General features: G+C 71.0%; 24 protein-coding genes and 6 tRNA genes. 19 read left to right on the top strand and 11 right to left on the bottom strand.

All coding sequences use genetic code 11. The features are described 5' to 3' along the window. Positions 1-3: 3 nt before the first annotated feature. The gene (hemQ, locus tag ACWPOB_RS10805; RefSeq protein WP_006938082.1) at positions 4-699 is read left to right on the top strand and encodes a hydrogen peroxide-dependent heme synthase; all 696 of its coding nucleotides are present in this window, start codon (positions 4-6) and stop codon (positions 697-699) included. 49 nt (positions 700-748) lie between these two features. On the opposite strand, the gene ACWPOB_RS10800 is transcribed toward hemQ, so the two are convergent. Then, positions 749-1693, bottom strand: a complete 945-nt coding sequence (locus tag ACWPOB_RS10800) for a lactate/malate family dehydrogenase (RefSeq protein WP_455400799.1) — start codon at positions 1691-1693, stop codon at positions 749-751. Between the two features lie 146 nt (positions 1694-1839). On the opposite strand from ACWPOB_RS10800, the gene ACWPOB_RS10795 reads away from it, so the two are divergent. Beyond that, positions 1840-4125 (top strand): molybdopterin-dependent oxidoreductase, encoded by a 2286-nt coding sequence (locus ACWPOB_RS10795; protein WP_455400872.1) that lies wholly within the window; start codon positions 1840-1842, stop codon positions 4123-4125. A 90-nt stretch (positions 4126-4215) separates the two neighbouring features. On the opposite strand, the gene ACWPOB_RS10790 is transcribed toward ACWPOB_RS10795, so the two are convergent. Beyond that, positions 4216-5181 carry an L-lactate dehydrogenase gene (locus ACWPOB_RS10790; protein WP_029543449.1) on the bottom strand — a complete coding sequence of 322 codons (966 nt, stop codon included), beginning with the start codon at positions 5179-5181 and terminating at the stop codon, positions 4216-4218. 66 nt (positions 5182-5247) lie between these two features. On the opposite strand from ACWPOB_RS10790, the gene ACWPOB_RS10785 reads away from it, so the two are divergent. Then, entirely contained in the window at positions 5248-5973 is a 726-nt protein-coding gene (locus ACWPOB_RS10785; protein ID WP_100058096.1) for an HAD family hydrolase, read from the top strand. On the opposite strand, the gene msrB is transcribed toward ACWPOB_RS10785, so the two are convergent. From msrB to ACWPOB_RS10770, 3 genes are read right to left on the bottom strand one after another with little or no spacing between them, the layout of a single operon-like run. After that, complete coding sequence (msrB, locus tag ACWPOB_RS10780; RefSeq protein WP_100058097.1) at positions 5936-6364, bottom strand: peptide-methionine (R)-S-oxide reductase MsrB; 429 nt, start codon at positions 6362-6364, stop codon at positions 5936-5938. The two genes, ACWPOB_RS10785 and msrB, sit on opposite strands and share 38 nt — an antisense overlap. 10 nt (positions 6365-6374) lie before the next feature. Then, the gene (locus ACWPOB_RS10775; RefSeq protein WP_455400798.1) at positions 6375-7682 is read right to left on the bottom strand and encodes a glycosyltransferase family 87 protein; all 1308 of its coding nucleotides are present in this window, start codon (positions 7680-7682) and stop codon (positions 6375-6377) included. A 46-nt stretch (positions 7683-7728) separates the two neighbouring features. Next, on the bottom strand, positions 7729-9285 hold the full coding sequence (locus ACWPOB_RS10770; RefSeq protein ID WP_455400797.1) for an alpha/beta hydrolase: 1557 nt from the start codon (positions 9283-9285) through the stop codon (positions 7729-7731). 153 nt (positions 9286-9438) lie between these two features. Here ACWPOB_RS10770 and zapE point away from each other — a divergent pair, with 153 nt between their 5' ends. After that, positions 9439-10455, top strand: coding sequence for a cell division protein ZapE (gene zapE / locus ACWPOB_RS10765; protein ID WP_100058457.1), 1017 nt, complete (start codon positions 9439-9441; stop codon positions 10453-10455). Positions 10456-10498: 43 nt separating this feature from the next. Here zapE and ACWPOB_RS10760 read toward each other — a convergent pair whose 3' ends face one another. After that, entirely contained in the window at positions 10499-11059 is a 561-nt protein-coding gene (locus ACWPOB_RS10760; protein ID WP_100058456.1) for a GNAT family N-acetyltransferase, read from the bottom strand. 366 nt (positions 11060-11425) lie between these two features. On the opposite strand from ACWPOB_RS10760, the gene ACWPOB_RS10755 reads away from it, so the two are divergent. Beyond that, entirely contained in the window at positions 11426-11935 is a 510-nt protein-coding gene (locus ACWPOB_RS10755) for a 2-isopropylmalate synthase (protein WP_100058455.1), read from the top strand. 55 nt (positions 11936-11990) lie between these two features. On the opposite strand, the gene ACWPOB_RS10750 is transcribed toward ACWPOB_RS10755, so the two are convergent. The 5 genes from ACWPOB_RS10750 to ACWPOB_RS10730 form a co-directional block, all read right to left on the bottom strand. Beyond that, a tRNA-Val gene (locus ACWPOB_RS10750) sits at positions 11991-12065 on the bottom strand. A gap of 7 nt (positions 12066-12072) precedes the next feature. Further along, a tRNA-Gly gene (locus ACWPOB_RS10745) sits at positions 12073-12148 on the bottom strand. Positions 12149-12209: 61 nt separating this feature from the next. After that, positions 12210-12284, bottom strand: a tRNA-Val gene (locus ACWPOB_RS10740). 1 nt (position 12285) lies between these two features. Next, positions 12286-12356: transfer RNA gene (locus ACWPOB_RS10735), tRNA-Cys, on the bottom strand. Between the two features lie 25 nt (positions 12357-12381). Next, positions 12382-12454: transfer RNA gene (locus tag ACWPOB_RS10730), tRNA-Gly, on the bottom strand. A 304-nt stretch (positions 12455-12758) separates the two neighbouring features. Here ACWPOB_RS10730 and ACWPOB_RS10725 point away from each other — a divergent pair. The 14 genes from ACWPOB_RS10725 (at position 12759) to ruvA (ending at position 25101) form a co-directional block, all read left to right on the top strand. Then, positions 12759-12830: transfer RNA gene (locus ACWPOB_RS10725), tRNA-Val, on the top strand. 168 nt (positions 12831-12998) lie between these two features. After that, positions 12999-13565: a DUF742 domain-containing protein gene (locus tag ACWPOB_RS10720; protein WP_455400796.1), complete on the top strand. Its 567-nt coding sequence runs from the start codon at positions 12999-13001 to the stop codon at positions 13563-13565. 183 nt (positions 13566-13748) lie between these two features. Continuing rightward, positions 13749-15830 carry a threonine--tRNA ligase gene (gene thrS / locus ACWPOB_RS10715; RefSeq protein WP_100057930.1) on the top strand — a complete coding sequence of 694 codons (2082 nt, stop codon included), beginning with the start codon at positions 13749-13751 and terminating at the stop codon, positions 15828-15830. Beyond that, positions 15827-16375, top strand: a complete 549-nt coding sequence (locus tag ACWPOB_RS10710; RefSeq protein ID WP_006943832.1) for an HIT family protein — start codon at positions 15827-15829, stop codon at positions 16373-16375. Before thrS ends, ACWPOB_RS10710 begins: the two co-directional genes overlap by 4 nt. A 124-nt stretch (positions 16376-16499) precedes the next feature. After that, positions 16500-17153 (top strand): phosphatidylinositol phosphate synthase, encoded by a 654-nt coding sequence (pgsA, locus tag ACWPOB_RS10705; RefSeq protein WP_100057929.1) that lies wholly within the window; start codon positions 16500-16502, stop codon positions 17151-17153. Beyond that, positions 17150-18055, top strand: a complete 906-nt coding sequence (locus tag ACWPOB_RS10700; protein WP_100057928.1) for a phosphatidylinositol mannoside acyltransferase — start codon at positions 17150-17152, stop codon at positions 18053-18055. The genes pgsA and ACWPOB_RS10700 overlap by 4 nt, the downstream gene beginning before the upstream one ends. After that, a complete protein-coding gene (locus tag ACWPOB_RS10695; RefSeq protein ID WP_455400795.1) occupies positions 18052-19179 on the top strand; it encodes a glycosyltransferase family 4 protein in 1128 nt (375 codons plus the stop codon). Before ACWPOB_RS10700 ends, ACWPOB_RS10695 begins: the two co-directional genes overlap by 4 nt. A 40-nt stretch (positions 19180-19219) precedes the next feature. After that, complete coding sequence (locus tag ACWPOB_RS10690; protein ID WP_455400794.1) at positions 19220-20239, top strand: NUDIX hydrolase; 1020 nt, start codon at positions 19220-19222, stop codon at positions 20237-20239. A gap of 205 nt (positions 20240-20444) precedes the next feature. Continuing rightward, on the top strand, positions 20445-21347 hold the full coding sequence (gene pdxS, locus ACWPOB_RS10685) for a pyridoxal 5'-phosphate synthase lyase subunit PdxS (protein ID WP_100057600.1): 903 nt from the start codon (positions 20445-20447) through the stop codon (positions 21345-21347). A gap of 118 nt (positions 21348-21465) precedes the next feature. Then, positions 21466-22281, top strand: coding sequence for an acyl-CoA thioesterase (locus ACWPOB_RS10680; protein ID WP_100057599.1), 816 nt, complete (start codon positions 21466-21468; stop codon positions 22279-22281). A gap of 112 nt (positions 22282-22393) precedes the next feature. Then, on the top strand, positions 22394-23014 hold the full coding sequence (gene pdxT, locus ACWPOB_RS10675; protein ID WP_455400793.1) for a pyridoxal 5'-phosphate synthase glutaminase subunit PdxT: 621 nt from the start codon (positions 22394-22396) through the stop codon (positions 23012-23014). 64 nt (positions 23015-23078) lie between these two features. Further along, complete coding sequence (locus ACWPOB_RS10670; protein WP_100057598.1) at positions 23079-23831, top strand: YebC/PmpR family DNA-binding transcriptional regulator; 753 nt, start codon at positions 23079-23081, stop codon at positions 23829-23831. A gap of 101 nt (positions 23832-23932) precedes the next feature. Further along, positions 23933-24511, top strand: a complete 579-nt coding sequence (gene ruvC / locus ACWPOB_RS10665) for a crossover junction endodeoxyribonuclease RuvC (protein WP_006941029.1) — start codon at positions 23933-23935, stop codon at positions 24509-24511. Next, the gene (ruvA, locus tag ACWPOB_RS10660) at positions 24508-25101 is read left to right on the top strand and encodes a Holliday junction branch migration protein RuvA (protein ID WP_455400792.1); all 594 of its coding nucleotides are present in this window, start codon (positions 24508-24510) and stop codon (positions 25099-25101) included. Before ruvC ends, ruvA begins: the two co-directional genes overlap by 4 nt. Positions 25102-25108: the final 7 nt, after the last annotated feature.

Here is a 25108-nt window from a genome sequence, read left to right as displayed (position 1 = left end):
GGCATGGCACGTCTCGACTTCGACAAGCTCAACTCCACCCTCCGCTACGCGATGTTCTCGGTGTTCCAGGTCCGGCCCGGTGTCCTCGGCGAGGACCGCACCGCGGCGATCGAGGACGCGCAGAAGTTCTTCGCGTCCTTCGAGAACACCGATGTGATCGTCCGCGGCATCTACGACGTCGCCGGCGTCCGCGCCGACGCCGACTTCATGATCTGGACCCACGCCGAGCGGCTGGAGGATCTGCAGAAGCTCTACTCCGATTTCCGGCGCACCACCGTCCTCGGCCGCGCCAGCGCTCCGGTCTGGTCGAACGTCGCGCTGCACCGGCCGGCGGAGTTCAACAAGAGCCACGTCCCGGCCTTCATCGCCGGCGAGGACCCCGGCAACTACATCTGCGTCTACCCCTTTGTGCGGTCGTACGAGTGGTACCTGCTGCCCGACGCCGAGCGCCGCAAGATGCTCGCCGACCACGGCAAGGCCGGCCGTGGCTACCCGGACGTGCGCGCCAACACCGTGCCCGCGTTCGCGCTCGGCGACTACGAGTGGATCCTGGCGTTCGAGGCGCCCGAATTGGACCGCATCGTCGATCTCATGCGCGACCTGCGCGCCACCGAGGCCCGCATGCACGTCCGGGAGGAGACCCCGTTCTTCACCGGTCCTCGCGTCGACGTCGAGAAGCTGATCACCGCGCTGCCCTGACCTGCGCCGCGGCGCCGCCACCGGGGACGGCGCCGCAGCCCGGGCGTGCTCAGGCGGGCAGCCCCGCGATCCGCTCACCGATCCGTTTCGCCGCCTCGCGCAGCAGTTCCAGTTCCTCCGGTGTCAGGTCCAGCTCGACGATGCGCCGCACCCCGCGGCGTCCCAGGACCACCGGGAGACCGACGAACACGTCGCCGATACCGTACTCGCCGTTCGGGCGCACCGTCGCCGACACGACCGTTCCCGAGTCGGCGACCATCGCCAGCACCATGTGCGCGGCGGCGGTGCCGGGACCGAAGAACGCGCTGCCGGACTTCAGCAGCCCCAGAACCTCCGCGCCCGAGGTGCGGGTGCGGTCGACCAGCGCGTCGAGGCGCGCGGCGTCGAGGCGCGCGGCGATCTCCGGTGCCTGCGACAGCGGGATCACCATCTCCTCGCCGTGGCTCCCGAGCGCCACGGCGCCGAGCTCCCGCGCCGCACCGGCCCCGTCCGCGGCGGCCAGCGCCCGGAACCGCCCCGCGTCGAGCAGCCCGGCCATGCCCAGCACCTGCTCTGCCGGCAACCCCGAGCTGCGCCACGCCTGGTATGTCATCTCGTCCAACGGATTCGTCACCACGACGAGCACCACGTCGGGGGAGACCGCCGCCGCGCGCCCGGCCACGTCGCCGACGATCCGGGCGTTCGTCGCGGTGAGGTCGCTGCGGCTCATCCCCGGCCGGCGGGCCTTGCCGGCGGTGATGATCACGTAGTCCGCGGGACCGGCCTCCTCGAGCGACACGGCCCCCCGTATCCGCGTCCCGGAGCCCGTCAGCGCGCCGGTGTGGGTCAGGTCCAGAGCGATCCCCGCCGCCAGGCCGGGTTCGACATCGACGAGCACGACCTCGTCGAACACGTCCGCGTCGGCCAGGCGCATCGCCGAGATCATGCCGACGTGCCCGGCTCCGACCACCACCGCGCGGGCCGGGGCCCCGCCGGATTCGACACCTTCCGCCATCAACGCCTCCCTCTCCTCGGGTACGGCTGTCGCCGTCCGTCGATGCCACGCTAGGGCCCCGGGCGCCGCTCGGCTCGCCGATCGGACGCTGCGCGCCCACTGGCAGACTGTGCCCCATGAGTTCTCGAGCCGTGCGACACCAGCACATGGCGCACTGGGGGATGTTCGAGGTCGAGACGGACGAGGGCGACGTCACCGCCGTGCACCCCTTCGAAGGCGACGCCGATCCGTCGCCGATTCTCGCCAACGCCGTCGGCTCGGTGCGGCACCGGTCGCGCGTGGCCGGACCCGCGGTGCGCCGGGGCTGGCTCGAAGCAGGACCGGGCCCCAGCGACCGACGTGGGGTCGACGAGTTCGTCGCGGTGTCCTGGGACGAGCTGACCGAGCTGCTCGCCGGTGAGCTGCGGCGCGTGGTCGACACGCACGGCAACCGGGCGATCTTCGGCGGCTCGTACGGCTGGTCGTCGCCGGGCCGGTTCCACCACGCGCAGAGCCAGGTCCACCGGTTCCTGAAGATGCTCGGCGGTTACACCCGATCGGTGCACAGCTATTCGCTCGGCGCGACCGGCGTGATCATGCCGCGCGTGGTCGGCACACACTGGAAGCTGTTCGCCCGCGCCACGAACTGGGACGTCATCGCCCGCGAGACCGACCTGATGGTGTGCTTCGGTGGGGTGCCGCTGAAGAACACGGCGGTCAACGACGGCGGCACCAGCCACCACCCCACCCGCGGCGCGCTCGACGCCCTGCGCGCCCGCGGCGGGACCGTGGTGTCGATCAGCCCCCTGCACGACGACCTGCACGGCGCCGCCGAGCGGCTCGCGCCCCGGCCCGGCACGGACGTCGCGGTCATGCTCGCCCTCGCCTACGTGCTCGCCACCGAGGACCTCGCCGACCGCGACTTCCTCGACCGCTACTGCGTCGGCTACGACCGGTTCGAGGACTATCTCCTCGGCCGCACCGACGGCGTCGCCAAGACCCCGCGGTGGGCAGCCGGCCTGTCCGGCCTGCCCGCCGAGGCCATCGCCGCGCTGGCCCGGCGCATGGCCGCGGGCCGCACCCTGATCACGGTCACCTGGTCGCTGCAGCGGGTCCGGCACGGCGAGCAGGCCCCGTGGGCGGGGGTGACCCTCGCCGCGATGCTCGGCCAGATCGGTCTGCCCGGCGGCGGCTTCGGGCACGGCTACGGCTCGATGAACGAACCCGGCATCGCGCCCGTCCCGTATCCGCTGCCGACCCTGTTCCAGGGCGACAACCCGGTCGACGACCTGATCCCGGTGGCCGCGATCTCCGACCTGCTGCTGCGGCCGGGTCAGGAGTACGACTTCGACGGCCGACGCCTGACGTACCCCGACATCCGGCTCGTGTACTGGGCCGGCGGCAACCCGTTCCACCACCACCAGGACCTGGGCCGGCTGCGCCGCGCTCTGACCCGGCCGGACACGATCGTCGTGCACGACCCCTACTGGACCGCGATGGCCAAGCACGCCGACATCGTGGTGCCGTCCACCACGTCCCTCGAACGCGAGGATCTCAGCTGCACCCGCAACGACCCGCTGCTCGTCGCGATGCACGCCGCCGCCCCGCGATTCGCCGACGCCCGCGACGACTACGACACGTTCGCCACCCTGGCGCACCGGCTCGGCTTCGGTGAGCGGTTCACGGAGGGTCGCAGCGCCCGCGAGTGGCTCGAGCACCTGTACGGGCAGTGGCGTGGCTTCGTCCTCGCCGACGAGAACCGGGTCGAGACCCCGCCCGAGTTCGACGAGTTCTGGCGGCGCGGCCACGTGCGGATGCGCAGCGAGGACGCGCTGACCCTGTTCGAGGAGTTCCGTGCCGACCCGCAGCGCAACCCGCTGGGGACTCCCAGCGGGCGCATCGAGATCTTCTCCGCCGACATCGACGGCTTCGGATACGACGACTGCGCCGGGCATCCCGCCTGGTTCGAGCCGGAGGAGTGGCTCGGGGGCCCGCGGGCGCAGCGTTACCCGCTGCACCTGATCGCGAACCAGCCGAAGACCCGCCTGCACAGCCAGCTCGACCACGGCGCCACCAGCCAGGCCTCGAAGATCCGCGGGCGCGAGCCGATCCGGATGCACCCGGACGACGCGGCGGCACGCGGCGTGGCGGCCGGCGACGTCGTGCGGGTCTTCAACGACCGCGGCGCATGCCTGGCCGGCGCCGTCCTCGACGACGGCCTGCTGCCCGGCGTGGTGCAGCTGGCCACCGGCGCCTGGTACGACCCGCTCGACCCGGCCGACCCCGGCTCGATGTGCGTGCACGGCAACCCCAACGTGCTCACCGCCGACGTCGGCACGTCGCGTCTCGCACGCGGCTGCACGGGCCAGCACGTGCTCGTGCAGATCGAGCGCTTCGACGGCGAACTGCCGCCGGTCCGGGCCTACGACCCGCCGGTGATCCGCACCCGCTGACCCGCCCGGCTTCCCGTGCGCCGAGCGAATGTATCCCTCGCTACCGCTGCGGAGATCGACGATACATTCGCTCGGAGCCGGGCCCGGCGGTCACAGCCCTAGCGAGCGCTGCACCTCGCGCAGCGTCTGCGCCGACGCCCGCAGCCCGGCGGCCTCGTCGGGCGAGAGGGGGATCTCGAGCACCCGGCCGGCGCCGCGGCCGTCGACGATCGTCGGCAGCGACAGGCACACCCCGTCGATCCCGTGCACGCCGCGCTGCAGCGTCGAGACCGGCAGCACCCGGTGCTGGTCTCTCAGCACCGCCTCCACAATCCGGGCGGTGGACAGGCCGATGGCCAGATTGGTGGCGCCCTTGCCCAGGATGATCTCGTAGGCGCTGCGGACCACCCGCGTGGAGATCTGCTCCCGGATCGCCGCGTCGAACGCCGCCGCACCGTTCTCGTCCCGGTACTCCGTGGCCGGCACCCCGCCCACCGTCGCGCTCGACCACAGCGTGATCTCGGAGTCGCCGTGCTCGCCGACGATGAGGGCGTGCACGTTCTCCACCGCGATGCCGACGTGCTGCGCGACGAGGAAGCGCAACCGCCCGGAGTCGAGAACCGTGCCGGACCCGAGGATCTGTCCGGCGGGGGCGTCGGTCGCGCGGATCGCCGCATACGTCACCACGTCGACCGGGTTGCTGACGAACAGCACCACGGCGTCGGGGGAGAGCGCGAGGAGGGCGGGCGTGAGCTCCTGCACGATGCGCACGTTCGCCGCCGCCAGCTCGAGCCGTGACTGGCCCGGCTTCTGCTTGGCGCCCGCCGTTACGACGATCAGGTCGGAGCCGGCGGTGACGGCGAGGTCGTCGGCGCCGTCGATGCGGCACGCGGGGGCGAACTGGGTGCCGTGGTTCAGGTCGAGCACCTCGGCCCGCACCTTGTCGGTGTTCGGATCGAACAGGGCTAGCGAATCCGCGGAGCCACGGATCAGGCATGCGTAGGCGACGGCGGTGCCGACGCTGCCGGCGCCGACGATCGAAACCTTGGACTTGCGGGACGCACGGGTCGTCGACATGGACTCGATCGTCGTCGCTCGGCGCTCGATCCGCAGCCCGACCGCGCGGCCGCTAGCCTTCGAACCATGAGCGTTCCACCGTTCGACGCCGTGCTGTTCGACTTCTCCGGCACGTTGTTCCGGCTCGAGGAGGACGAATCCTGGCTGGCCGACGTCACCGACGACCGGGGCGAACCGTTCGACGTGCACCGGCAGGCCGAGTTGATGCGCCGGATGACCGCCCCGACCGGCCAGCCCGTCGAGATGGATGCCGCCGAGCATCACGCCTGGATCAACCGCGACCGGGATCCCCGCTGGCACCGCGACGCCTACCTCACGGTGCTGCGCCGCTCCGGGGTCGCCGACGAGGAGCAGGCCCTCGGCCTGTACGCGAAGCTGACCGATCCGCGTTGCTGGACGGTGTACCCGGACACGGTCCCGGTGATCGAGGCGCTCGCCGGCGAGGGCCTCGCCGTGGCGGTGCTGAGCAACATCGCCTTCGACATCCGGCCGGCGTTCGCGGCGCTCGGCATCGACGACCTGGTGTCGGAGTTCGTGTTGTCCTTCGAAGTCGGCGCGGTCAAGCCGGAGCCGGAGATCTTCCGCCACGCCGTCGATGCGCTCGGTGTGTCCCCGGAGCGCACGCTGATGGTGGGCGACAGCGAGGAGGCCGACGGCGCGGCCCGCCGCATCGGCTGCTCGTTCGCTCTCGTGGAGCCGCTGCCCACCGCCGAGCGTCGCCGGGGGTTGTGGCGGGCCCTGTTCGCGGCCGGCCTCAGTCCTTCGGAACCAGGCGCAGGGAGATCGAGTTGATGCAGTACCGCTGATCGGTCGGGGTCGGATACCCCTCGCCCTCGAACACGTGCCCGAGGTGGCTGTGGCAGGACGCGCACAGTACCTCCACCCGGCGCATGCCGAGGGAGTCGTCGGACCGCAGGATCACCGCGTCGCTCGTCGCCGGATCGAAGAAGGAGGGCCACCCGCAGTGCGAATGGAACTTCTCGGTGCTGCGGAACAGTTCGGTCCCGCAGGCGCGGCACTCGTACACGCCCTCGGTCTCCGTGTCGGTGTACTCGCCGACGAAGGGCCGCTCGGTGCCGGCCTGCCGCAGCACCGCGTACTCCTCGGGGGTGAGGCGCGCGCGCCATTCGTCGTCGCTCAGGGACACCTTCGGCGCGGGTTCGGTCGGGACAGCGTCAGCCATGCGCTCCACGCTAGCCCTCACCGCGGTTCGTCGCCACGAGCTCGGCCTGCGGCTCGGTCTTGCGTTCCGGCAACAGGAACGAGGGCTCGATGCCGTCCGCCAGCCGGCCCTCCCGCCGGGCGGCCAGGTACCGGTCGAGCAGCACCGCGAAGATCACGATGAGCAGCAGCGACCAGCCGAACGTCGTCTTCATGTACTCCGCGGCGCGGCCGGCCTCCGGCCACCGCCCCGACAGCCAGCTGTCGTAGCTCATGAAGCCGTAGACCGCGAGCCACGCCGGCCAGTTCCGCATCACCGAGTTGGGCAGCAGCACCGTCATCAGCAGCGGGAACAGCATCATCGAGTAGTACATCTGGCCGAGCGAACCGAGCAGGAACGACGCGGTGAGCAGCACCCCGGTGCTCGTGCCGACGAAGAACAGGTCGTCGTGGCGGCAGTACCGGTACAGCAGCCACAGCGAGACGACGACCATGAGGCCCAGCACGACGCGCAGCGCCAGGATCAACCACGCCGGCAGGCCGTAGTACATGCCGTTGCCGACGATCGCGCTGTTGAAGTAGTCGCGCGCCTCGAACAGGTACGGCGTGGTGCGCTCGACGAACGCCCACGCATCCACCGAGAGCGGCCACGCGACGAGCGTCAGTCCGAGGGGCACCGCCGCGGCGGTGGCGAACACCTTCCACTGCCGGCGCACGAACGGAATCAGCAGCAGCGGCGCGAGGATCGGTTTGACCGCGAACGTCAGCCCGATCGCGACGCCCGCCCACAGGTCGCGCCGCCGGAGCAGCAGCGCCAGGAAGGCGACCTCGCCGAGCAGGACGAGGCCGTTGATGTTGGTGAACACCAGGGTGTTCGTCACGGTCTCGGAACTGAACGCCGCGAGCAGCAGGATCGGCGCGAGCACGGAGTCGAGGCCGTAGCCGAACATTCGCAGCAGCAGGTACAGCGCCACGATGATCGCGATCGCGTTGGCGATGATGAACAGCCACCGCGACCGCTCCGGGTCGATCACCGCGATCGGGGAGATCAGCAGGGTCCCGGACGGCGGGTACAGGTAGTGCGGGTCCACCCACTCGAAGTTCGCGGTGTACACGGGCCGGCGGTTGAGAAACGCCAGGGCCGCGTTGTAGACGGGGGTGAAATCGTCGGTGCGGAATCCGTTGACGGCCTTGACCGCCACACGGTGCAGCACCGTGAGCACGGCCAACGGCCACACAACGCACTTGACCACCTCCGCGGTGGTGCGGGCGGTGCGGGGCTCGAGGCGGCTGAGGAACACTACGGCACGGTACACCGGGAGCCGGTGGTGGCCACCCACCGTCCCCTCCTCGCGGCGCCGGGCCCGGGCCGCGTCGGACGCGGGGTCACGCCGGGCACAGGCTGCCGTTCGGCGGCAGTGCACCGGTGTCGAGATACGCCGCCACCCGTGCCTGGATGCAGCCGGAGTGCAGGGCCGCGGAGTATCCGGCGCCCTGCCACGACAGCGCCGCCCACCGCGCCGAGACGGCGGTGAGGGCTCCGGTGACCGACTCGAGCCCCGCGCTGCCGACGAGCGGGTCGGCGGCGCCCGTCGTCACCAGCACGGGCACGCGGACCTCCGCCGGCAGCGGCGGGGTCGGCATGCTCGGCCAGGCGCCGCACGCGGTGAGACCGATCGCCGCGTCGCCACCGAACAGCGGATAGTTCGCCGACCACATCCGCTGCAGCTCGGCGGCCCGTGCCGTCGTGGGCCACCGCTGCCCGTCGCTGCAGCGGGAGACGAATTGCCCGTCGGACAACAGCACGGCCTCGGCGGCGCCGACGAACTCGAGCATCGGCGTCACGTCGCCCGCGCCGGCCGCGGACAGTGCGTCGGACAGCTCGCGGACCCGGGTCGGCGCGTCGCTGCGGGGGGTCCCCAGGAACCACGTCACCGCGGTGAGCAGGGAGTTCGACGACAGCGGGGCGAGCGTGCCGGCCGCGGCGCGGGCGTGCAGATCCTCGAGCGCGGCCCGCGGATCCGGTCCCAGCGAGCACGCCAGCGCGACGCACTGGCGGGCGAACGCGTCGACCGCCGACTCTGCGCCGCGCACCCGGCTCTCGGCGAGCAGCTCGGCGTCGGCGGTGGCCGCGGCGGGGGAGTCGAGGACGAGACGGCCGAGGGTCGTCGGGTACTTCGACGCGTAGGCCAGGGCGACCGTGGCGCCGTTGCCGATGCCGAGCACGCCGATCCGCTCGACGCCCCAGGTGGTGCGCAGCTGCTCGAGATCGTCGGCGGCGTGGGCGGCACCGAACAGCAGTTCCTGCGGCTGCAGGTAGTCGGTGCATGCGATGGTGGCCTGCCGGCCGAGCTCGGCGACCCGGTCGGGACCGTCGCCGGTACGGCCGAACTGTCCGTGGTCGGCCAGGGCGCGTCGGTCCGCTCCGAAGATGCACTCGATCGGCTGGGACGCACCGAGGCCGCGCCGATCCACCGCGACGACCGGCCGGGAGGCCACGAGCTCGGCGAGCGAGCCGGTCGACAGCGCGGCCAGCGCCCGGGTGGAGGGCAGGTCCGCCCCCGTCGTCATGACGAGCGGGGCCGCATCGGTGGGGGTCTGCGCCAGCCGGGCACGCAGCACGTCGAGGGGGAACGAGCCCGGCACGGTGCCCGCGGCGTCGATCGCGGCCGGAATCTGGGCGCACTCGAGGACGAGACCCGTCGGGCCCGGCGGCAGGGCCTGCGCGGCGAGGGTGTCGGCGGTGCAGTCGCGCCAGTCCAGGTCCCGGGCGGGCACCGGCAACTCGGGCGCGACGGCCGGGTCCTCGCCGGTGGGGGTGGCCCGGCCGTCCGCCTCCTGCACCACGGCGACGTCGGGACGTACCGAGGGGCCCGCCCCGCACGCGGCGGTCATCGCTCCGAGCACGACGATGCCCATCGTGAGCACACCGGTTCTGCGCATGGGCACAGCCTGCCAGGTCGGTGCGGCGGGCCGCGCACGTGACCGGATCGTCCGATCCGCCGGGCGTGACGATCAGGTGTACGCGATGTGAAGTAGGTCGCAATCTGCCCTCGGTGTACCGGTCGCCTCGAGCTCCGGCCCTACCCTGGAGAAATGCACGAACGTCTCGTCGATCGCAATCCCGTGGTGCCGTCCGACCAACTGGTGGCCCAGATGGTTCCGCCCGCGATGTTCGACGACGTGAGCTTCGCGTCCTACATTCCCGATCCGAACGAGCCGAGCCAGGCGACCGCCGTCCGGACGGCGGAGGAGTTCGCTCACAAGATCGCCAAGATCCGGGGCGGTGGCCGGCGCGGCCTGTTCGGCCGCAAGGCGCCGTCCACCGGTGCCGGGCTCTACCTCGACGGCGGCTTCGGTGTCGGCAAGACCCACCTGCTGGCCTCGATCTTCCACGCGGCGCCGTCGCCGAAGGCGTTCGGCACGTTCGTAGAGCTGACCCACGTGGTCGGCGCTCTCGGCTTCAACAAGGCCGTCGAGGAGCTGTCGAGCCACAGCGTGCTGTGCATCGACGAGTTCGAACTCGACGACCCGGGCGACACGATGCTGGTGTCCCGGCTGCTGACCGAGCTGTCCGCGCGAGGCGTGTCCATCGTCGCGACGTCCAACACCCTGCCCGGGCAGCTGGGGGAGGGCCGATTCGCGGCGCAGGACTTCCTGCGCGAGATCAAGAAGCTCGCCGCCATCTTCGAGACCATCCGCGTGGACGGTCCCGACTACCGCCACCGCGACCTGCCGCCGGCACCGGACCCGATCAGCTCCGAGGACCTGCTCGATCGTGCCGATGAGGTGGCCGGCGCCACCCTCGACGACTTCGACGAATTGTGCGCGCACCTGAGCACACTGCACCCGTCGCGGTACGGCAAGCTCGTCGAGGGCGTCCCGGCGGTTTTCCTCAACGGGGTCCATCCCGCTCACGACCAGTCGGTGGCCCTGCGCCTGGTGGTTCTCGCCGACCGGCTCTACGACGCGAGCATCCCGGTGACCGTGGCCGGCGCGAAGCTGGACGAGATCTTCACCGCCGAGATGCTCGCCGGCGGCTACCGCAAGAAGTACCTGCGCGCGACGTCGCGCCTGCTGGCACTGTCGCGGTTCGAGACCGCGGCCAGCTGAGTCACGCGCCCGGCGGACGCCGCCGCGAGCGGAGTACCCCGCGTCAGAGGGTGCGTTGCATGACGTAGTCGTGGTGGGTCTGCGAGCCGACCTGGAACGTCCGCGTCCCCACGACCCCGAACTCGTTCTTGGCGTAGAACCGCCGGGCGCGCGAGTTCTGTTGGTTGACCCCCAGCCACAGCCCCCGGCAGCCGGACGCCCGGGCGTGGTCGACGATGGCAGCCATCAGTGCCGCGGCAACACCGGTGCCGTGCTTGCCCGGGAGCACGTAGAGCTTGCTGATCTCGGTGGTCGGCAGCGCCGTCACGGCTTCGCGGACCGCCGGGTCGGTCGGTTCGGCATCGATCGCCATGAGGTAGCCCACGATCTCGCCACCGACCGTCGCCTTGAGGACGATGCGGGTCGGGTCGGTGAGGTACTCGCTGAACCGTTCCGCGGACAGGGTCTCGTCGATGAAGGCGGCGATGTCCTCCTGGGAGGCATCGGACGGGCAGGCCAGGGGGAACGTGGTGGCCGCGACGTCGGCGATGGTCTCGGCATCCCAGATCCCGGCCTGCTCGACGGAGACGTTCGCGGTGGATTCCTCGAGTGACGGCGTTGGCATAGCAACCAGTAGATCACTCGGCGCTCCGCCGCGGCGACGCTCGGGGGACGGAACACGCCCGAGGTCCGGAAATGGCTGAACCCCAGCCTTGGATGGGGGGTCATGGCTGGGGTTCATTACCATCGGGGGGATGGCACCTCCGACAATACATGAGGGATTCCTCAGGTTCCAGCCGGGTGGGTCACGGTTCGGTCACGCGTCGGTCACCGGGGTGGTTGCCTTCTGCAGGCCGACGCTCTATTGTGGGCTCTCATGAAGCGCGTACTCGTAGTTCACCGCCGTAGCGGGGTCTGATTCGGACCGACCCCTCGCTGCGGGTCGTTGAGCTACCTGTCGGTCCTCCCTTCGCGCGGAAGACCTCCTTCGATGAACGCCTTCACCTCCACCGCTCTGATCCCTGCCGCCGGCGACACGGACGCCCCCCGCTCGGCGCCGATCGATCCGTTCGCCGCCCGCTACGGTCGGTTCCTGCCGCGCGAGCTGCGCGCCGAGTCCGCCGGCATGAGCTGGGCCGAGTTCACCGCCACCTATGCACCGCAGCACGGGCCCGTCCGCCTCGGTGGCTGGTCCGCCGAGAGTGCGCGCGCCGGCCGCTGCAACTACGAGGCCACGTTCGGCGTGGGAGGGACCATCCACACCGCCGCGGCGACCGCCACCGGCCCGGTGTCTGCGATGACCGTCATGATGCACACCCTCGGGATGCCGCTCGAGATCCTCTCGTTCCACCAGTTCGACCTCGGTGACACCCATGCGACGTTCCTGCTCTGCGAAGCGGACGGCCGCCGGCTCTGGAGCATGGGAATCGCGGCGACCGGGACCGAATCGGCGCTGCGCGCGATGACCGCCGGCGCCAACCGGCTGCACGCCTCCCGCTGACGGGGTGGCGACACGGCGAAGGCCCTCCCGGTCGGGAGGGCCTTCGCCGTGTGGATGGTGCGCGATACTGGGATTGAACCAGTGACCTCTTCCGTGTCAGGGAAGCGCTCTCCCGCTGAGCTAATCGCGCGGGGTGGTGGAGCGGATGACGGGATTCGAACCCGCGACCCTCACCTTGGCAAGGTGATGCGCTACCAGCTGCGCTACATCCGCATGTGCACTTCTCTTCCCGGTGGCCCGGGTCGAGAAGTGCGGGGTGAAACCTGGTCGATCGTGGTGCGCGATACTGGGATTGAACCAGTGACCTCTTCCGTGTCAGGGAAGCGCTCTCCCGCTGAGCTAATCGCGCGAGGTGGAGACGGGAATCGAACCCGTGTGCACGGCTTTGCAGGCCGTTGCCTCACCACTCGGCCACTCCACCGTAAAAGGTCGAGTCCAACCTCTCGAGCGGATGACGGGATTCGAACCCGCGACCCTCACCTTGGCAAGGTGATGCGCTACCAGCTGCGCTACATCCGCATCGCACCGTCCGGCGTCGTGCTCTCCGTGGTGCGGTTGAGAACATTAGCCGACCATCGTCAGAACACACAAATCTGCAGGTGAGGGCGCGGACGAGGCGTCCTCGTGGGTCGTGAGGGCCCTTGTCGGCCCCGGCGTGCGGGCTCCGGCAGATCCGGCGTGCGCGGCGCGGTCTCCCGCGCCGCGGCCGGTGGCGGTGCGCCCGGCCTCCGTCGCCACCGAAAACGGGGGCGACCAGGCGATTCGTGTTCACTCGGTGGGCGTGTTAATGTTCCTTCTCGTTCGAGCCGCTGCGAAGCGGCCCGGTCCCGTGGCTCAGTGGAAGAGCGTCCCGTTCACACCGGGGAGGTCGCTGGTTCGATCCCAGCCGGGACCACAGCACCGACGAAGGGCACCCCCACGGGGGTGCCCTTCGTCGTTTCGGGCGCGGCTCGATTCGCGCCCGGACGGAACAGCCGTCGGCGGAGCGGTCGTGACCTGCGCATTCATCGGACCGCACTGCGCTGATGGCAGGATTGCGGTCGGTGTGAGGAGGATGCGGCTGATGAGTGTCGCCGACAACAACTGGCCCCTGGTCGGGGCCACAGGAGCACGATTCGGATCTGCCGGCCGACGGCGGAAGGACCGCCCGGCTCCGGCCCCCGGCGCGACCGACCGGCACGAGGCCGCGCCCGCGGTGGACCCGCCGGCGACGGGTGCCTTCGCGACCGTCGCCGCCGCGGCGTCGACCCCGATGCCGGCCGTCGTGACCGCGGTCCCGCGGGAAGAGGAGCCGAGCGGGGCGCAGCCGTCATTCGTGCGGCCTTTCGTGCGCAGCCAGGGCCGGACCCGCGCCGAGGTGGATCTCCCGCTCGAGGTCCTCGTCTCGGCCGTGCCCGACGCCGTGGGAACCCCGGGCCTCGAAGAACACCGCACCATCCTGGCGCTGTGCGCCGAACCCCGCTCCATCATGGAGATCGCGGCTCTGGCCAAGCTGCCCCTGGGCGTCGCGCGGGTCCTGGTGGGCGACCTCGCCGCCACCGGAGAACTCACCGTCCACCGGACCGTCGACGGGGTCGGCCCCGACGCCCAGTTGCTGTCGCGGGTTCTCGGCGGACTGCGCCGCCTGTAACCTGCACCGCTCCAGCCTGCACCGCTCCAGCCTGCACCGCTCCACCCCGCACCGCTCCCTGCGGTGCCCGGGTGAACGGGCGACCGGGGTGGTGTCGATAGCATGGTCTGGTTGCCGACGCGTGGCATGCCCCGCGGCGTCGGTGGCACCCACCACCGGCACGAGCCCGAGGAGCCCACCACAGTGACGACGCCCGCATCCGTAGACCCAGCCGTGCTCGTCCGGGTGCCCGCGGGGACCACTGCCGGTGCCGCCCTCCGGGAGGCCGGCCTACCCAACAGCGGACCCGACGCGATCGTCGTGGTCCGCGACGGCGAGGGCCGGCTGCGCGACCTGTCGTGGACGCCGGAACAGGACACCGAGATCGAGCCGGTCGCCGCCGGTACCGAGGACGGCCGCTCCGTCATCCGGCACTCCGCGGCACACGTCCTCGCCCAGGCCGTGCAGCAGGAATTCCCGGAGGCCAAACTGGGCATCGGGCCCCCGATCAAGGACGGCTTCTACTACGACTTCCAGGTCGACCGGCCCTTCACCCCGGAGGACCTCGCGAAGCTCGAGAAGCGCATGAAGCAGATCGTCAAGGGCGCGCAGCGGTTCTCCCGGCGCGTCGTCGAGAACCTGGACGACGCACGCGAGGAACTGAAGAACGAGCCGTTCAAGCTCGAACTGATCAGTGAGAAGTCGGCCGGCAACAGTTCCCTCGACGAGGACCCCGAGATCATGGAGGTCGGCGGCGCGGAACTGACGATCTACGACAACCTCAACCCGCGGACGGGCGAGAAGATCTGGGGCGACCTGTGCCGCGGCCCGCACATCCCCACCACCAAGTACATCCCGGCGTTCAAGCTCACCCGCAGCTCCGCCGCCTACTGGCGCGGTGACCAGGACAACGCCGGCCTGCAGCGCATCTACGGCACCGCGTGGGAATCCGCAGAGGCACAGGAGCGCCACCTCGAGCTGCTCGCCGAGGCCGAGCGCCGCGACCACCGCAAGCTCGGCAACGAACTCGACCTGTTCAGCTTCCCCGACGAGCTCGGCTCGGGCCTGCCGGTGTTCCATCCCAAGGGCGGCATCATCCGCCAGGAGATGGAGAACTACTCGCGCCAGCGGCACGTCGAGGCCGGCTACGAGTTCGTGTACTCCCCGCACATCACCAAGGGGCACCTCTACGAGGTGTCCGGTCACCTCGACTGGTACCGCGACGGCATGTTCCCGGCGATGCACATCGACGAGGAACTCAACGAGGACGGCACCGTGCGCAAGCCCGGCCAGGACTACTACCTCAAGCCGATGAACTGCCCGATGCACAACCTCGTCTTCCGCTCCCGCGGCCGCTCCTACCGCGAACTGCCGCTGCGGCTCTTCGAGTTCGGCTCGGTCTACCGGTACGAGAAGTCCGGCGTCGTCCACGGCCTGACCCGGGTGCGCGGCATGACGCAGGACGACGCGCACATCTACTGCACCCGCGAGCAGATGCGCGACGAGCTGACCACGACGCTGAACTTCGTCCTCGACCTGCTGAGGGACTACGGCCTCGAGGACTACCACCTCGAGCTGTCGACGAAGAACCCCAAGAAGTTCGTCGGCGACGACGTCCTGTGGGAGGAGGCCACCGACACGCTGCGCGAGGTCGCCGAGGCCTCCGGGCTCGACCTCGTGCCGGACCCGGGTGGCGCCGCCTTCTACGGGCCGAAGATCTCCGTCCAGGTTCAGGACGCGCTCGGGCGCAGCTGGCAGATGTCGACGATTCAGCTCGACTTCAACCTGCCCGAGCGGTTCGAGCTCGAATACACCGGTCCCGACGGCAGCAAGCATCGGCCGGTCATGATCCACCGGGCCCTGTTCGGTTCGATCGAGCGCTTCTTCGGCGTGCTCACCGAGCACTACGCCGGCGCCTTCCCGGCGTGGCTCGCCCCCGTGCAGGTCGTCGGTATCCCCGTCGCGGAGGCCTTCGAGGATCACCTGTTCGACGTCACCCGGCAGCTGAAGGCGGCCGGGGTGCGTGCCGAGGTCGACACCAGCGACGACCGGATGCAGAAGAAGATCCGCAACCACACCACGCAGAAGGTGCCGTTCATGCTGCTCGCGGGCGAGCGTGACGTCGAGGCCGGGGCGGTCAGCTTCCGGTTCCGCGACGGCACCCAGGTCAACGGCGTGCCCGTGGCCGACGCGGTCCGTCTGGTCACCGAGTGGATCGGACGGCGGGAGAACGCCTCGCCCACCGCGGAGCTCGTCGCTCCCGTCGACCGGGGCGGCGCCGCGTGAGCGGCGACTGCTCCGACGACGCCCTCGTCGATCGCGGGGCCGGAGAACCCGACCACCTGCAGCGGCTGTGGTCGCCCCACCGGATGTCGTACATCGCGGAGGCACCACGATCCAAGGAGGCGCCGTACGAGCCCTTCACCGACATCCCGAAGATGCGGGACGAGGAGGGCCTCGTCGTCGCGCGCGGCGAGCACGTGTATGCGGTGCTCAACCTGTACCCCTACAATCCCGGCCATCTGATGGTCGTGCCGTACCGCCGGGTCGCCAACCTCGAGGACCTGACCCCCGAGGAGAGCACCGAGTTGATGGCATTCGCGCAGCGGGCGATCCGGGTCATCAAGAGCGTCTCGCGGCCGCACGGCTTCAACGTGGGTCTCAACCTCGGGGCCGCCGCCGGCGGCTCGCTCGCCGAACACCTGCACCTGCACGTGGTGCCGCGCTGGGGCGGCGATGCCAACTTCATCACCGTCCTCGGCGGCGCCAAGGTCATGCCGCAGCTGCTTCGGGACACCCGCGCGTTGCTCGCGGCGGCCTGGAACGAGTGACGCCGCACCGGGCCCCGGCTCCGGTGTCCGTCGCCGCCCCCGCCTGTATGTTTGTCGCCGTTCGCGGGCGTGGCAGGATCGTGTCCCGGACGCAACGGTGTGAACGGAAGACGGGGGTCGGTGGATGCTGAGCTTTTTCGGGCGTGCGTCGGTGTCGAAGGTCACCGCCCCGCTCGGCAGGGCCTTGATCCGCACCGGCCTCACGCCGGACGCGGTGACACTCATCGGCACCGTTGCGACGATCGCCGCTGCCGTGACGCTGTTCCCGATGGGGCAGCTGTTCTGGGGCGCGATGGTGATCTGGCTGTTCGTGATGTTCGACATGCTCGACGGTGCGATGGCCCGGGCCCGCGGGGGCGGCACCCGATTCGGCGCCGTCCTCGACGCCACCTGTGACCGCGTCGCCGACGGCGCGATCTTCGCCGGGCTGGCCTGGTGGGCGGTCTACGGGGAACAGAGCCGACCGTTGCTGATCGCAACTCTGATCTGCCTGGTCACCTCCCAGGTCATCTCGTATGCCAAGGCCCGCGCCGAAGCGAGTGGCCTGTCCGCCGACGGTGGCCTGATCGAGCGGCCCGACCGGCTCGTCATCGTGCTGGTCGGCGCCGGCGTCACCGGACTCGGCGTGTGGTGGGCGATCCACGCCGCCATGTGGCTGCTCGCCGCCGGCTCGGTGATCACCGTGTTCCAGCGGGTGCTCGCCGTGCGCCGCTCCCCGGACGCCCGCGAGCTGCTGCCCCTGCCGTCGTCGACCCCGGCCGACGGAGACGCCCGATGAGCGCGACCGAACGTGCCTCCGACCTCGGCTACGCCGCCGGGTGGCGGCTCGTGCGGGCGCTGCCCGAGTCCACCGCCTGCCGGCTGTTCGACCTCGGCGCCGACGTCGCCGCCCGGCGCCACGGTGGCCCGCAGCAGTTGCGCCGCAACCTCGCCCGGGTCCTGGGCGTGCCCGCGGCGCAGGTCCCGGACGAGCTGATCCGGCAGTCCGTGCGGTCCTACGCCCGCTACTGGCGGGAAGCGTTCCGGCTGCCCTCGATGGACCTGACCGTGACGGCTGCCGCCCTCGATCACGCCGTCGAGGGCCGCGAGCACATCGAGCAGGCACTGGCGGCCGGGCGCGGTGCGATCCTCGCGCTGCCGCACAGCGGGAACTGGGACATGGCCGGCGTGTGGTGCACGCAGACCTACGGTGGCCTGGCGACGGTGGCCGAACGCCTGCGCCCCGAATCGCTCTACCAGCGGTTCGTCGCGTACCGCGAGAGCCTCGGCTTCGAGATCTTCCCGCTCAGCGGGGGCGAGACGCCGCCGTTCGACCGGCTCGAGACGCGGCTGCGCGAGAACCGGATCGTCTGCCTGCTCGGCGAGCGCGACCTGGCCCGCAAGGGCGTGCCGGTGACGTTCTTCGGAGAGCCGACCCGCATGCCCGCCGGCCCGGCGAAGCTCGCCGCCGAGACCGGCGCGCCGCTGCTGCCGGTGCACTGCTGGTTCACCGACGGCGGCTGGGGTTTCCGGGTCCACCCCGAGATCGACGTCACCGGCGGGATCGGGCCGGCGACACAGGCCCTCGCCGACTGCTTCGCCGCCGACATCGCCGAACACCCCGCGGACTGGCACATGCTGCAACCGCTCTGGCTCGACGACCTCTCCGAGGCCCGCCTGGCCCGGATGGAGGCGCGGTGAAGATCGGGATGGTGTGCCCGTACTCCTTCGACGTACCGGGCGGGGTGCAGGCGCACGTCGTGGACCTGGCCAACGTGCTCATCGAACGCGGCCACAAGGTCAGCGTCCTCGCCCCGGCGTCCGACAGCACGGAGCTGCCGGACTTCGTCGTCTCCGCCGGGCGCGCCGTCGCCATCCCCTACAACGGGTCCGTGGCGCGCCTGAGCTTCGGTCCCGTGTCCTATGCGCGGGTCCGGCGGTGGATCAACGACAACGACTTCGACGTCCTGCACATCCACGAGCCGAACGCGCCGAGCCTGTCGATGCTCGCGCTGAAGATCGCCGAGGGCCCCATCGTCGCGACGTTCCACACGTCGACGACCAAATCGCTGGTGCTGAGTACCTTCCAGGGTGTGCTGCAGCCGTACCTCGAGAAGATCAGCGGCCGCATCGCCGTGTCCGAACTCGCCCGGCGCTGGCAGGTGACGTCGCTCGGCTCGGACGCCGTGGAGATCCCGAACGGTGTCGACGTGTCCTCGTTCGCTCACGCCCCGACGCTGCCCGGGTATCCCCGCGCCGGCCGCACCGTGCTGTTCCTCGGCCGGTACGACGAGCCGCGCAAGGGCATGGCGGTGCTGCTCGGCGCGCTGCCGCTGCTCGTCGAGCACTACCCGGACCTCGAGATCGTCGTGGTCGGCCGCGGGGACGAGGACCGGTTGCGCAAGGAGGCCGGCCGGTATGCACGGCACCTGCGGCTGCTCGGCCAGGTGTCCGACGCGGAGAAGGCCTCGGCGATGCGCAGCGCCGACGTGTACTGCGCCCCCAACCTCGGTGGGGAGAGCTTCGGGATCGTGCTGGTGGAGGCGATGGCCGCCGGTACCCCTGTGGTGGCCGGCGAACTCGACGCGTTCCGCCGGGTACTGCGCGACGGGCGCGCCGGCGTGCTCGTCCCGCTGGGCGACTCGGAGGCTCTCGCTGCCGCGATCCGCGGCCTGCTCGACGACGGTGCCCGCCGTCGCGCCCTGGTGGCGGCGGCGAACGAGATCGTCGGCGCCTACGACTGGCCGGTGGTGGCCGAGCAGATCCTGCGCGTGTACGAAACCGTCACCGTCGGCGCCGGGCCGGTTCGGGAGGTCCGGTCGTGAGGTGCGAGCGGGCGACGGCACCGCGTGAGGGGAGTGGGACGTGACGCTGTCCGCGGTCACCGTTCTCGTCCTGGCGCTGATCTCCGCGATCATCGTCGCGCTCGGGTTGTGGGCCTACGGCACGGCCAACCGGCTGGACCGGCTCCACGTGCGGTCGGACCTCTCCTGGCAGGCGCTCGACGCCGCCCTGGCCCGTCGCGCCGTGGTGGGGCGCGGCATCGCGGCCTCCACCCCGGTCGCGGAGGGCCGTCGGCTGGCCGCGCTGGCCGACCGCGCCGAACGGGCGGACCGTGCCGAACGGGAATCGGCGGAGAACGCGCTGTCGGCCGCGTTGGCCGCGGTGGACACCGAGCGGCTGCGACCGCAGTTGGTGGCCGAACTCGCCGATGCCGAGGCGCGGGTGCTGATCGCACGGCGGTTCCACAACGACGCCGTCCGCGACACGCTGACGCTGCGCAGCCGCCGGCCGGTGCGCTGGTTGCATCTCGGCGGCACGGCGCCGTTGCCGAACTACTTCGAGATCGCCGAGCGCTCGAACCCGGCCGCGGCGACGGGCCTGTCGCTCGACGAGACACGCACCTCGGCGCGGGTGGTGCTGTTCGACCACGAGGGACGGGTGCTGCTGCTGCGGGGCCACGACCCGACCACGCCGGACGTGCACTTCTGGTTCACCGTCGGCGGTGCGGTCGAGGTGGGGGAGACGCTGCGCGCGGCCGCCGTCCGCGAGGTGGGGGAGGAGACCGGGTTGCCGGTCGCGCCCGAGCAGCTGTGCGGGCCCATGTGGCGGCGGGTGGCGGTGTTCCCCTTCAACGGCGAGCTCATCCGTTCGGAGGAACTGTTCTTCGCACTGCAGACGCCCGCCTTCGAGCCGGGCGACGGCGGATTCACCGACCTCGAGCGCCGCATGAGCCTCGAGCACCGCTGGTTCGCGGAGGGCGAGATCCGGGACCTGCAGCGCCACGGCGAGGCCGTGTATCCGCAGGACCTCGCAGACCTGCTGGGGGAGGCGCGCGACGTCGCCGTGCGTCGTGTGGAGCCGGAGGTCCGCGCCATCCGGTGAACGCCGGCACTCGATGCCTGCGAGGCAGGCGGAGTCCGATGCCTGCGAGGCAGGCGGAGTCCGATGCCTGCGAGGCAGGCCAGGGCCTCGCGACTGGCTATGGGACGGTCACCGCGGTGCCCCTAGAATCGGGAGCGGCGCCGCGACGTGCCCGAATCCGTCCGCCGCGTCAGTTTCTGCAGGCCACACCCCAGGAGTTCTTGCTGTGAGCAGCCCCGAGTCCGTTCCCACCACCGGCACCGCCCGCGTCAAGCGCGGTATGGCCGAGATGCTCAAGGGCGGCGTGATCATGGACGTGGTCACCCCCGAGCAGGCGAAGATCGCCGAGGACGCGGGTGCCGTCGCCGTCATGGCGCTCGAGCGCGTCCCCGCCGACATCCGCGCCCAGGGGGGCGTGTCCCGCATGTCCGACCCGGACATGATCGAAGGCATCATTGCGGCCGTGTCCATCCCCGTGATGGCCAAGGCCCGCATCGGTCACTTCGTCGAGGCACAGATCCTGCAGGCCCTCGGCGTGGACTACGTCGACGAGTCGGAGGTGCTCACCCCCGCCGACTACGAGAACCACATCGACAAGTTCGCCTTCACCGTGCCGTTCGTGTGCGGCGCGACCAACCTCGGTGAGGCGCTGCGCCGTATCAACGAGGGCGCGGCGATGATCCGCTCCAAGGGCGAGGCCGGCACCGGCGACGTCTCCAACGCCACCACCCACATGCGCAAGATCCGCCAGGAGATCCGGCGGCTGACCTCCCTGCCCGAGGACGAGCTGTACGTCGCGGCCAAGGAACTGCAGGCGCCGTACGACCTGGTGGTCGAGGTCGCCAAGGCCGGCAAGCTGCCGGTGACGCTGTTCACGGCCGGCGGCATCGCCACCCCGGCCGATGCGGCGATGATGATGCAGCTCGGCGCCGAGGGCGTGTTCGTCGGCTCGGGCATCTTCAAGTCCGGCAACCCCGCCGAGCGTGCCGCCGCGATCGTCAAGGCCACCACCTTCTACGACGACCCGGACGTGCTCGCGAAGGTCTCGCGTGGCCTGGGCGAGGCCATGGTCGGCATCAACGTCGACGACATCCCGGTGCCGCACCGCCTCGCCGAGCGGGGCTGGTAGACCCCACCGCCGCCGGCATCCCCGCGTGCGACGGGAGCCTCCGACCGTGTCGGAGGCTCCCGTCGCTTCTCGCCGGGCCCCTGCGGATAGCCTGTCGCAGGACTGGGAAGGAGCCCGCATGGCGAAGATCGAGGAGATCCTGGCGCTCGAACACCTCGAGAAGAACATCTTCCGGGGCGTGGCGACGGAGACGTCGCTGCAGCGCACCTTCGGGGGGCAGGTCGCCGGACAGGCGCTGGTATCCGCGGTGCGCACCGTCGATCCCGCGTACTCGGTGCATTCGCTGCACGGGTACTTCGTCCGCCCCGGCAACCCCGCAAAGCCGATCGTGTATCTCGTCGACCCGATCCGCGACGGCCGGTCGTTCGGCACCCGGCGGGTGACCGCCGTGCAGGACGGGCAGGCGATCTTCACCATGTCCGCGTCGTTCCACGTCCAGGACGACGGCATCGAGCACCAGGACGAGATGCCCCAGGTGCCGGATCCCGACGAACTCGCCGCCCTCGCGGACTCGGACGACCCGGGGAACCTGTGGGCCAGGCGCGAGTGGCCGGAATGGGACCTGCGACGGGTGCCGGAGGATCGCCTCTTCCGGCGCGCCGGCATCGTGTCACAGCAGCAGGTGTGGTTCCGGGTCCGTGACCCGCTCCCGGACGACAACGTGCTGCACGTGTGCACCCTGGCGTACATGAGCGACATGACGCTGCTCGGCTCCGCGAGCGTCGCCCATCCCGACGAGCAGACGCAGGGCGCCTCCCTCGACCACGCCATGTGGTTCCTGCGCTCGTTCCGCGCCGACGACTGGCTGCTGTACGACCAGACGTCCCCCTCGGCAGGTTTCGGGCGGGCCCTGACGCAGGGCCGCATCTTCGACCGGAACGGGCGGATGGTCGCCGCGGTGGTGCAGGAGGGACTGACCCGCTACCTGCGCTGATGCGCCGGCATCCGGCTCGCGGTCCGTGAGCCGGGACACCCCGCCGCGGCTGCTAGCGTTGATATCCAGGCTTCGGACGGGCGTCGGCCCGTCCCCGACAGAACAGGCGACAGTGGGAAGTTCTCCGACCATCGGCGTGCTCGCGCTCCAAGGCGATGTACGCGAGCACCTGGCCGCACTCGAGGCGGCCGGCGCCCGCGCGATCGGGGTGCGCCGGACCGCCGAGCTCGACGCCGTCGACGGCCTGGTGATTCCCGGCGGGGAGTCCACCACGATGAGCCGGCTGCTGCAGGTGTTCGACCTGCTCGAGCCGCTGCGCGCCCGGCTGAAGGCCGGCCTGCCCGCCTACGGGTCCTGCGCGGGCATGATCCTGCTCGCCTCGCAGGTGCTCGACACCCGCCCCGACGCCGAGCACCTCGACGCCCTCGACATCACCGTCCGGCGCAACGCGTTCGGCCGGCAGGTCGACTCGTTCGAGGCCGACCTCGACGTCGCGGGCATCGAGGGGGATCCGGTACGCGCGGTGTTCATCCGAGCGCCCTGGGTGGAGGAGGTCGGTCCCGGCGTGCAGGTTCTGGCCACCGTCCCCGAGGGACCGGCCGCCGGACGGGTCGTCGCGGTGCGGCAGGGGGCGGTGATGGCGACGTCGTTCCACCCCGAGGTCACCGGTGACCTGCGAGTGCATCGGCTGTTCGTCGACACCGTCCGTTCGGGGCAGGACGGCGCGGAGTAGAATCGACCCTCCGAACCAGTCGGACCCGGTCCGACCTCACCTCGCCGGAAGGGGCTCCAATCGAATGAGCGGCCACTCCAAATGGGCCACCACCAAGCACAAGAAGGCGGCCATCGACGCCAAGCGCGGCAAGATGTTCGCGAAGCTGATCAAGAACATCGAGGTGGCGGCCCGGACCGGCGGTGGTGACCCGGCGGGCAATCCGACGCTGTACGACGCCATCCAGAAGGCGAAGAAGAACTCGGTCCCCAACGACAACATCGAGCGGGCCCGCAAGCGCGGCGGCGGCGAGGAAGCCGGCGGCGCGGACTGGCAGACCATCACCTACGAGGGCTACGGACCCAACGGTGTCGCCGTCCTCATCGAGTGCCTCACCGACAATCGCAACCGCGCGGCGGGCGAGGTCCGCACCGCGATGACCCGCAACGGCGGCAACATGGCCGACCCCGGCTCGGTGTCCTACCTGTTCACCCGCAAGGGCGTCGTCGTACTCGAGAAGAACGGCCGCACCGAGGACGAGATCCTCGAGGTGGTGCTCGAGGCCGGCGCCGAGGAGATCAACGACCTCGGTGACAGCTTCGAGATCGTTTCCGAGGCCGGCGATCTCATCGCTGTGCGCACCGCGCTCGTCGAGGCCGGCATCGACTACGAATCGGCCGACCCGGACTTCCGGGCCTCGGTCGAGGTCCCCGTCGACGCGGACAGCGCCCGCAAGGTGTTCAAGCTCGTCGACGCCCTCGAGGATTCCGATGACGTGCAGAACGTCTACACCAACGTCGACGTCTCCGACGAGGTCCTCGCCGAACTCGACGCCTGAGTCGGACGGCTCCCGGCCGGGGCTGCGTGTCGATACCGCGACGCGCCGCCCCGGCCGCTATGCTCTCGAACAGTTGTTCGTAGCGGTCGAGAGGTGAACGGGTGCGCGTGATGGGTGTGGACCCGGGACTGACGCGATGCGGCTTCGGCATCGTGGACACCGGCCGCGGGCGCGAGGTCGCCGCCGTCGCGGTGGACGTGATCCGCACACCCCCCGACCTGGAACTGCCGTCGCGGCTGCTGCGCATCTCCGCGGCCGCCGAGGACTGGCTCGACCGATTCCGGCCCGATGTCGTCGCCGTCGAGCGGGTGTTCTCCCAGCACAACGTCCGCACCGCGATGGGCACCGCCCAGGCCGGGGGAGTGGTGGCGCTCTCCGCTGCCCGACGCGGCATCCCGGTGGCGTTCCACACCCCCAGCCAGGTGAAGTCCGCCGTGACCGGGAACGGCTCGGCCGACAAGAAGCAGGTCACGGCCATGGTCACCAAGATCCTGGGCCTCGCCACCGCACCGAAGCCCGCGGACGCGGCGGACGCCCTCGCCCTCGCGATCTGCCACTGCTGGCGTGCGCCCATGCTCGCACGCATGGCCGCCGCCGAGGCCGCCGCGGCCGAACAGAAACGACGGTACGAGGCGCGGCTGCGGGAACAGGCCGCCGCGCGGAAGGCAGGTGCACGGTGATCGCCTCGGTGCGCGGGGAAGTGCTCGAGATCGCACTCGACCACGTCGTCATCGAATCCGCGGGGGTCGGTTACCGGATCCACGCCACGCCCGCCACCCTGGCCACGCTCCGCCGCGGCGAGGACACCCGCCTGGTGACGGCGATGATCGTGCGCGAGGATTCGATGACGCTGTACGGGTTCCCGGACCCCGACGCCCGGGACCTGTTCGGGCTGCTGCAGACGGTTTCCGGTGTCGGACCCCGGCTCGCCATGGCCACCCTGGCCGTGCTGGATCCGGATTCGCTGCGTGCGGCCCTCGCCGACGGCAACACCGCCGCCCTGACCCGGGTGCCGGGCATCGGGAAGCGTGGCGCCGAACGCATGGTCGTCGAACTGCGGGACAAGGTCGCCGCGTTCGCCGGAACCTCCGCCCCGGCCGCGGTGGTCGGCTCGCCCATGCGCGACCAGGTGGTCGAGGCTCTCGTCGGACTCGGCTTCCCCGTCAAGCAGGCGGAGCAGTCCACCGACACGATCCTCGCGGGTGACCCGCACTGCGACACCTCCACCGCGCTGCGGTCGGCGCTGGCCTTGCTGGGCAAGAGCCGATGATCGAGGA

Source organism: Rhodococcus sp. 2H158 (assembly GCF_053764755.1).
Note: the sequence above shows the minus strand (reverse complement) of the source record. Positions and strands in the feature narration are given on the sequence as shown.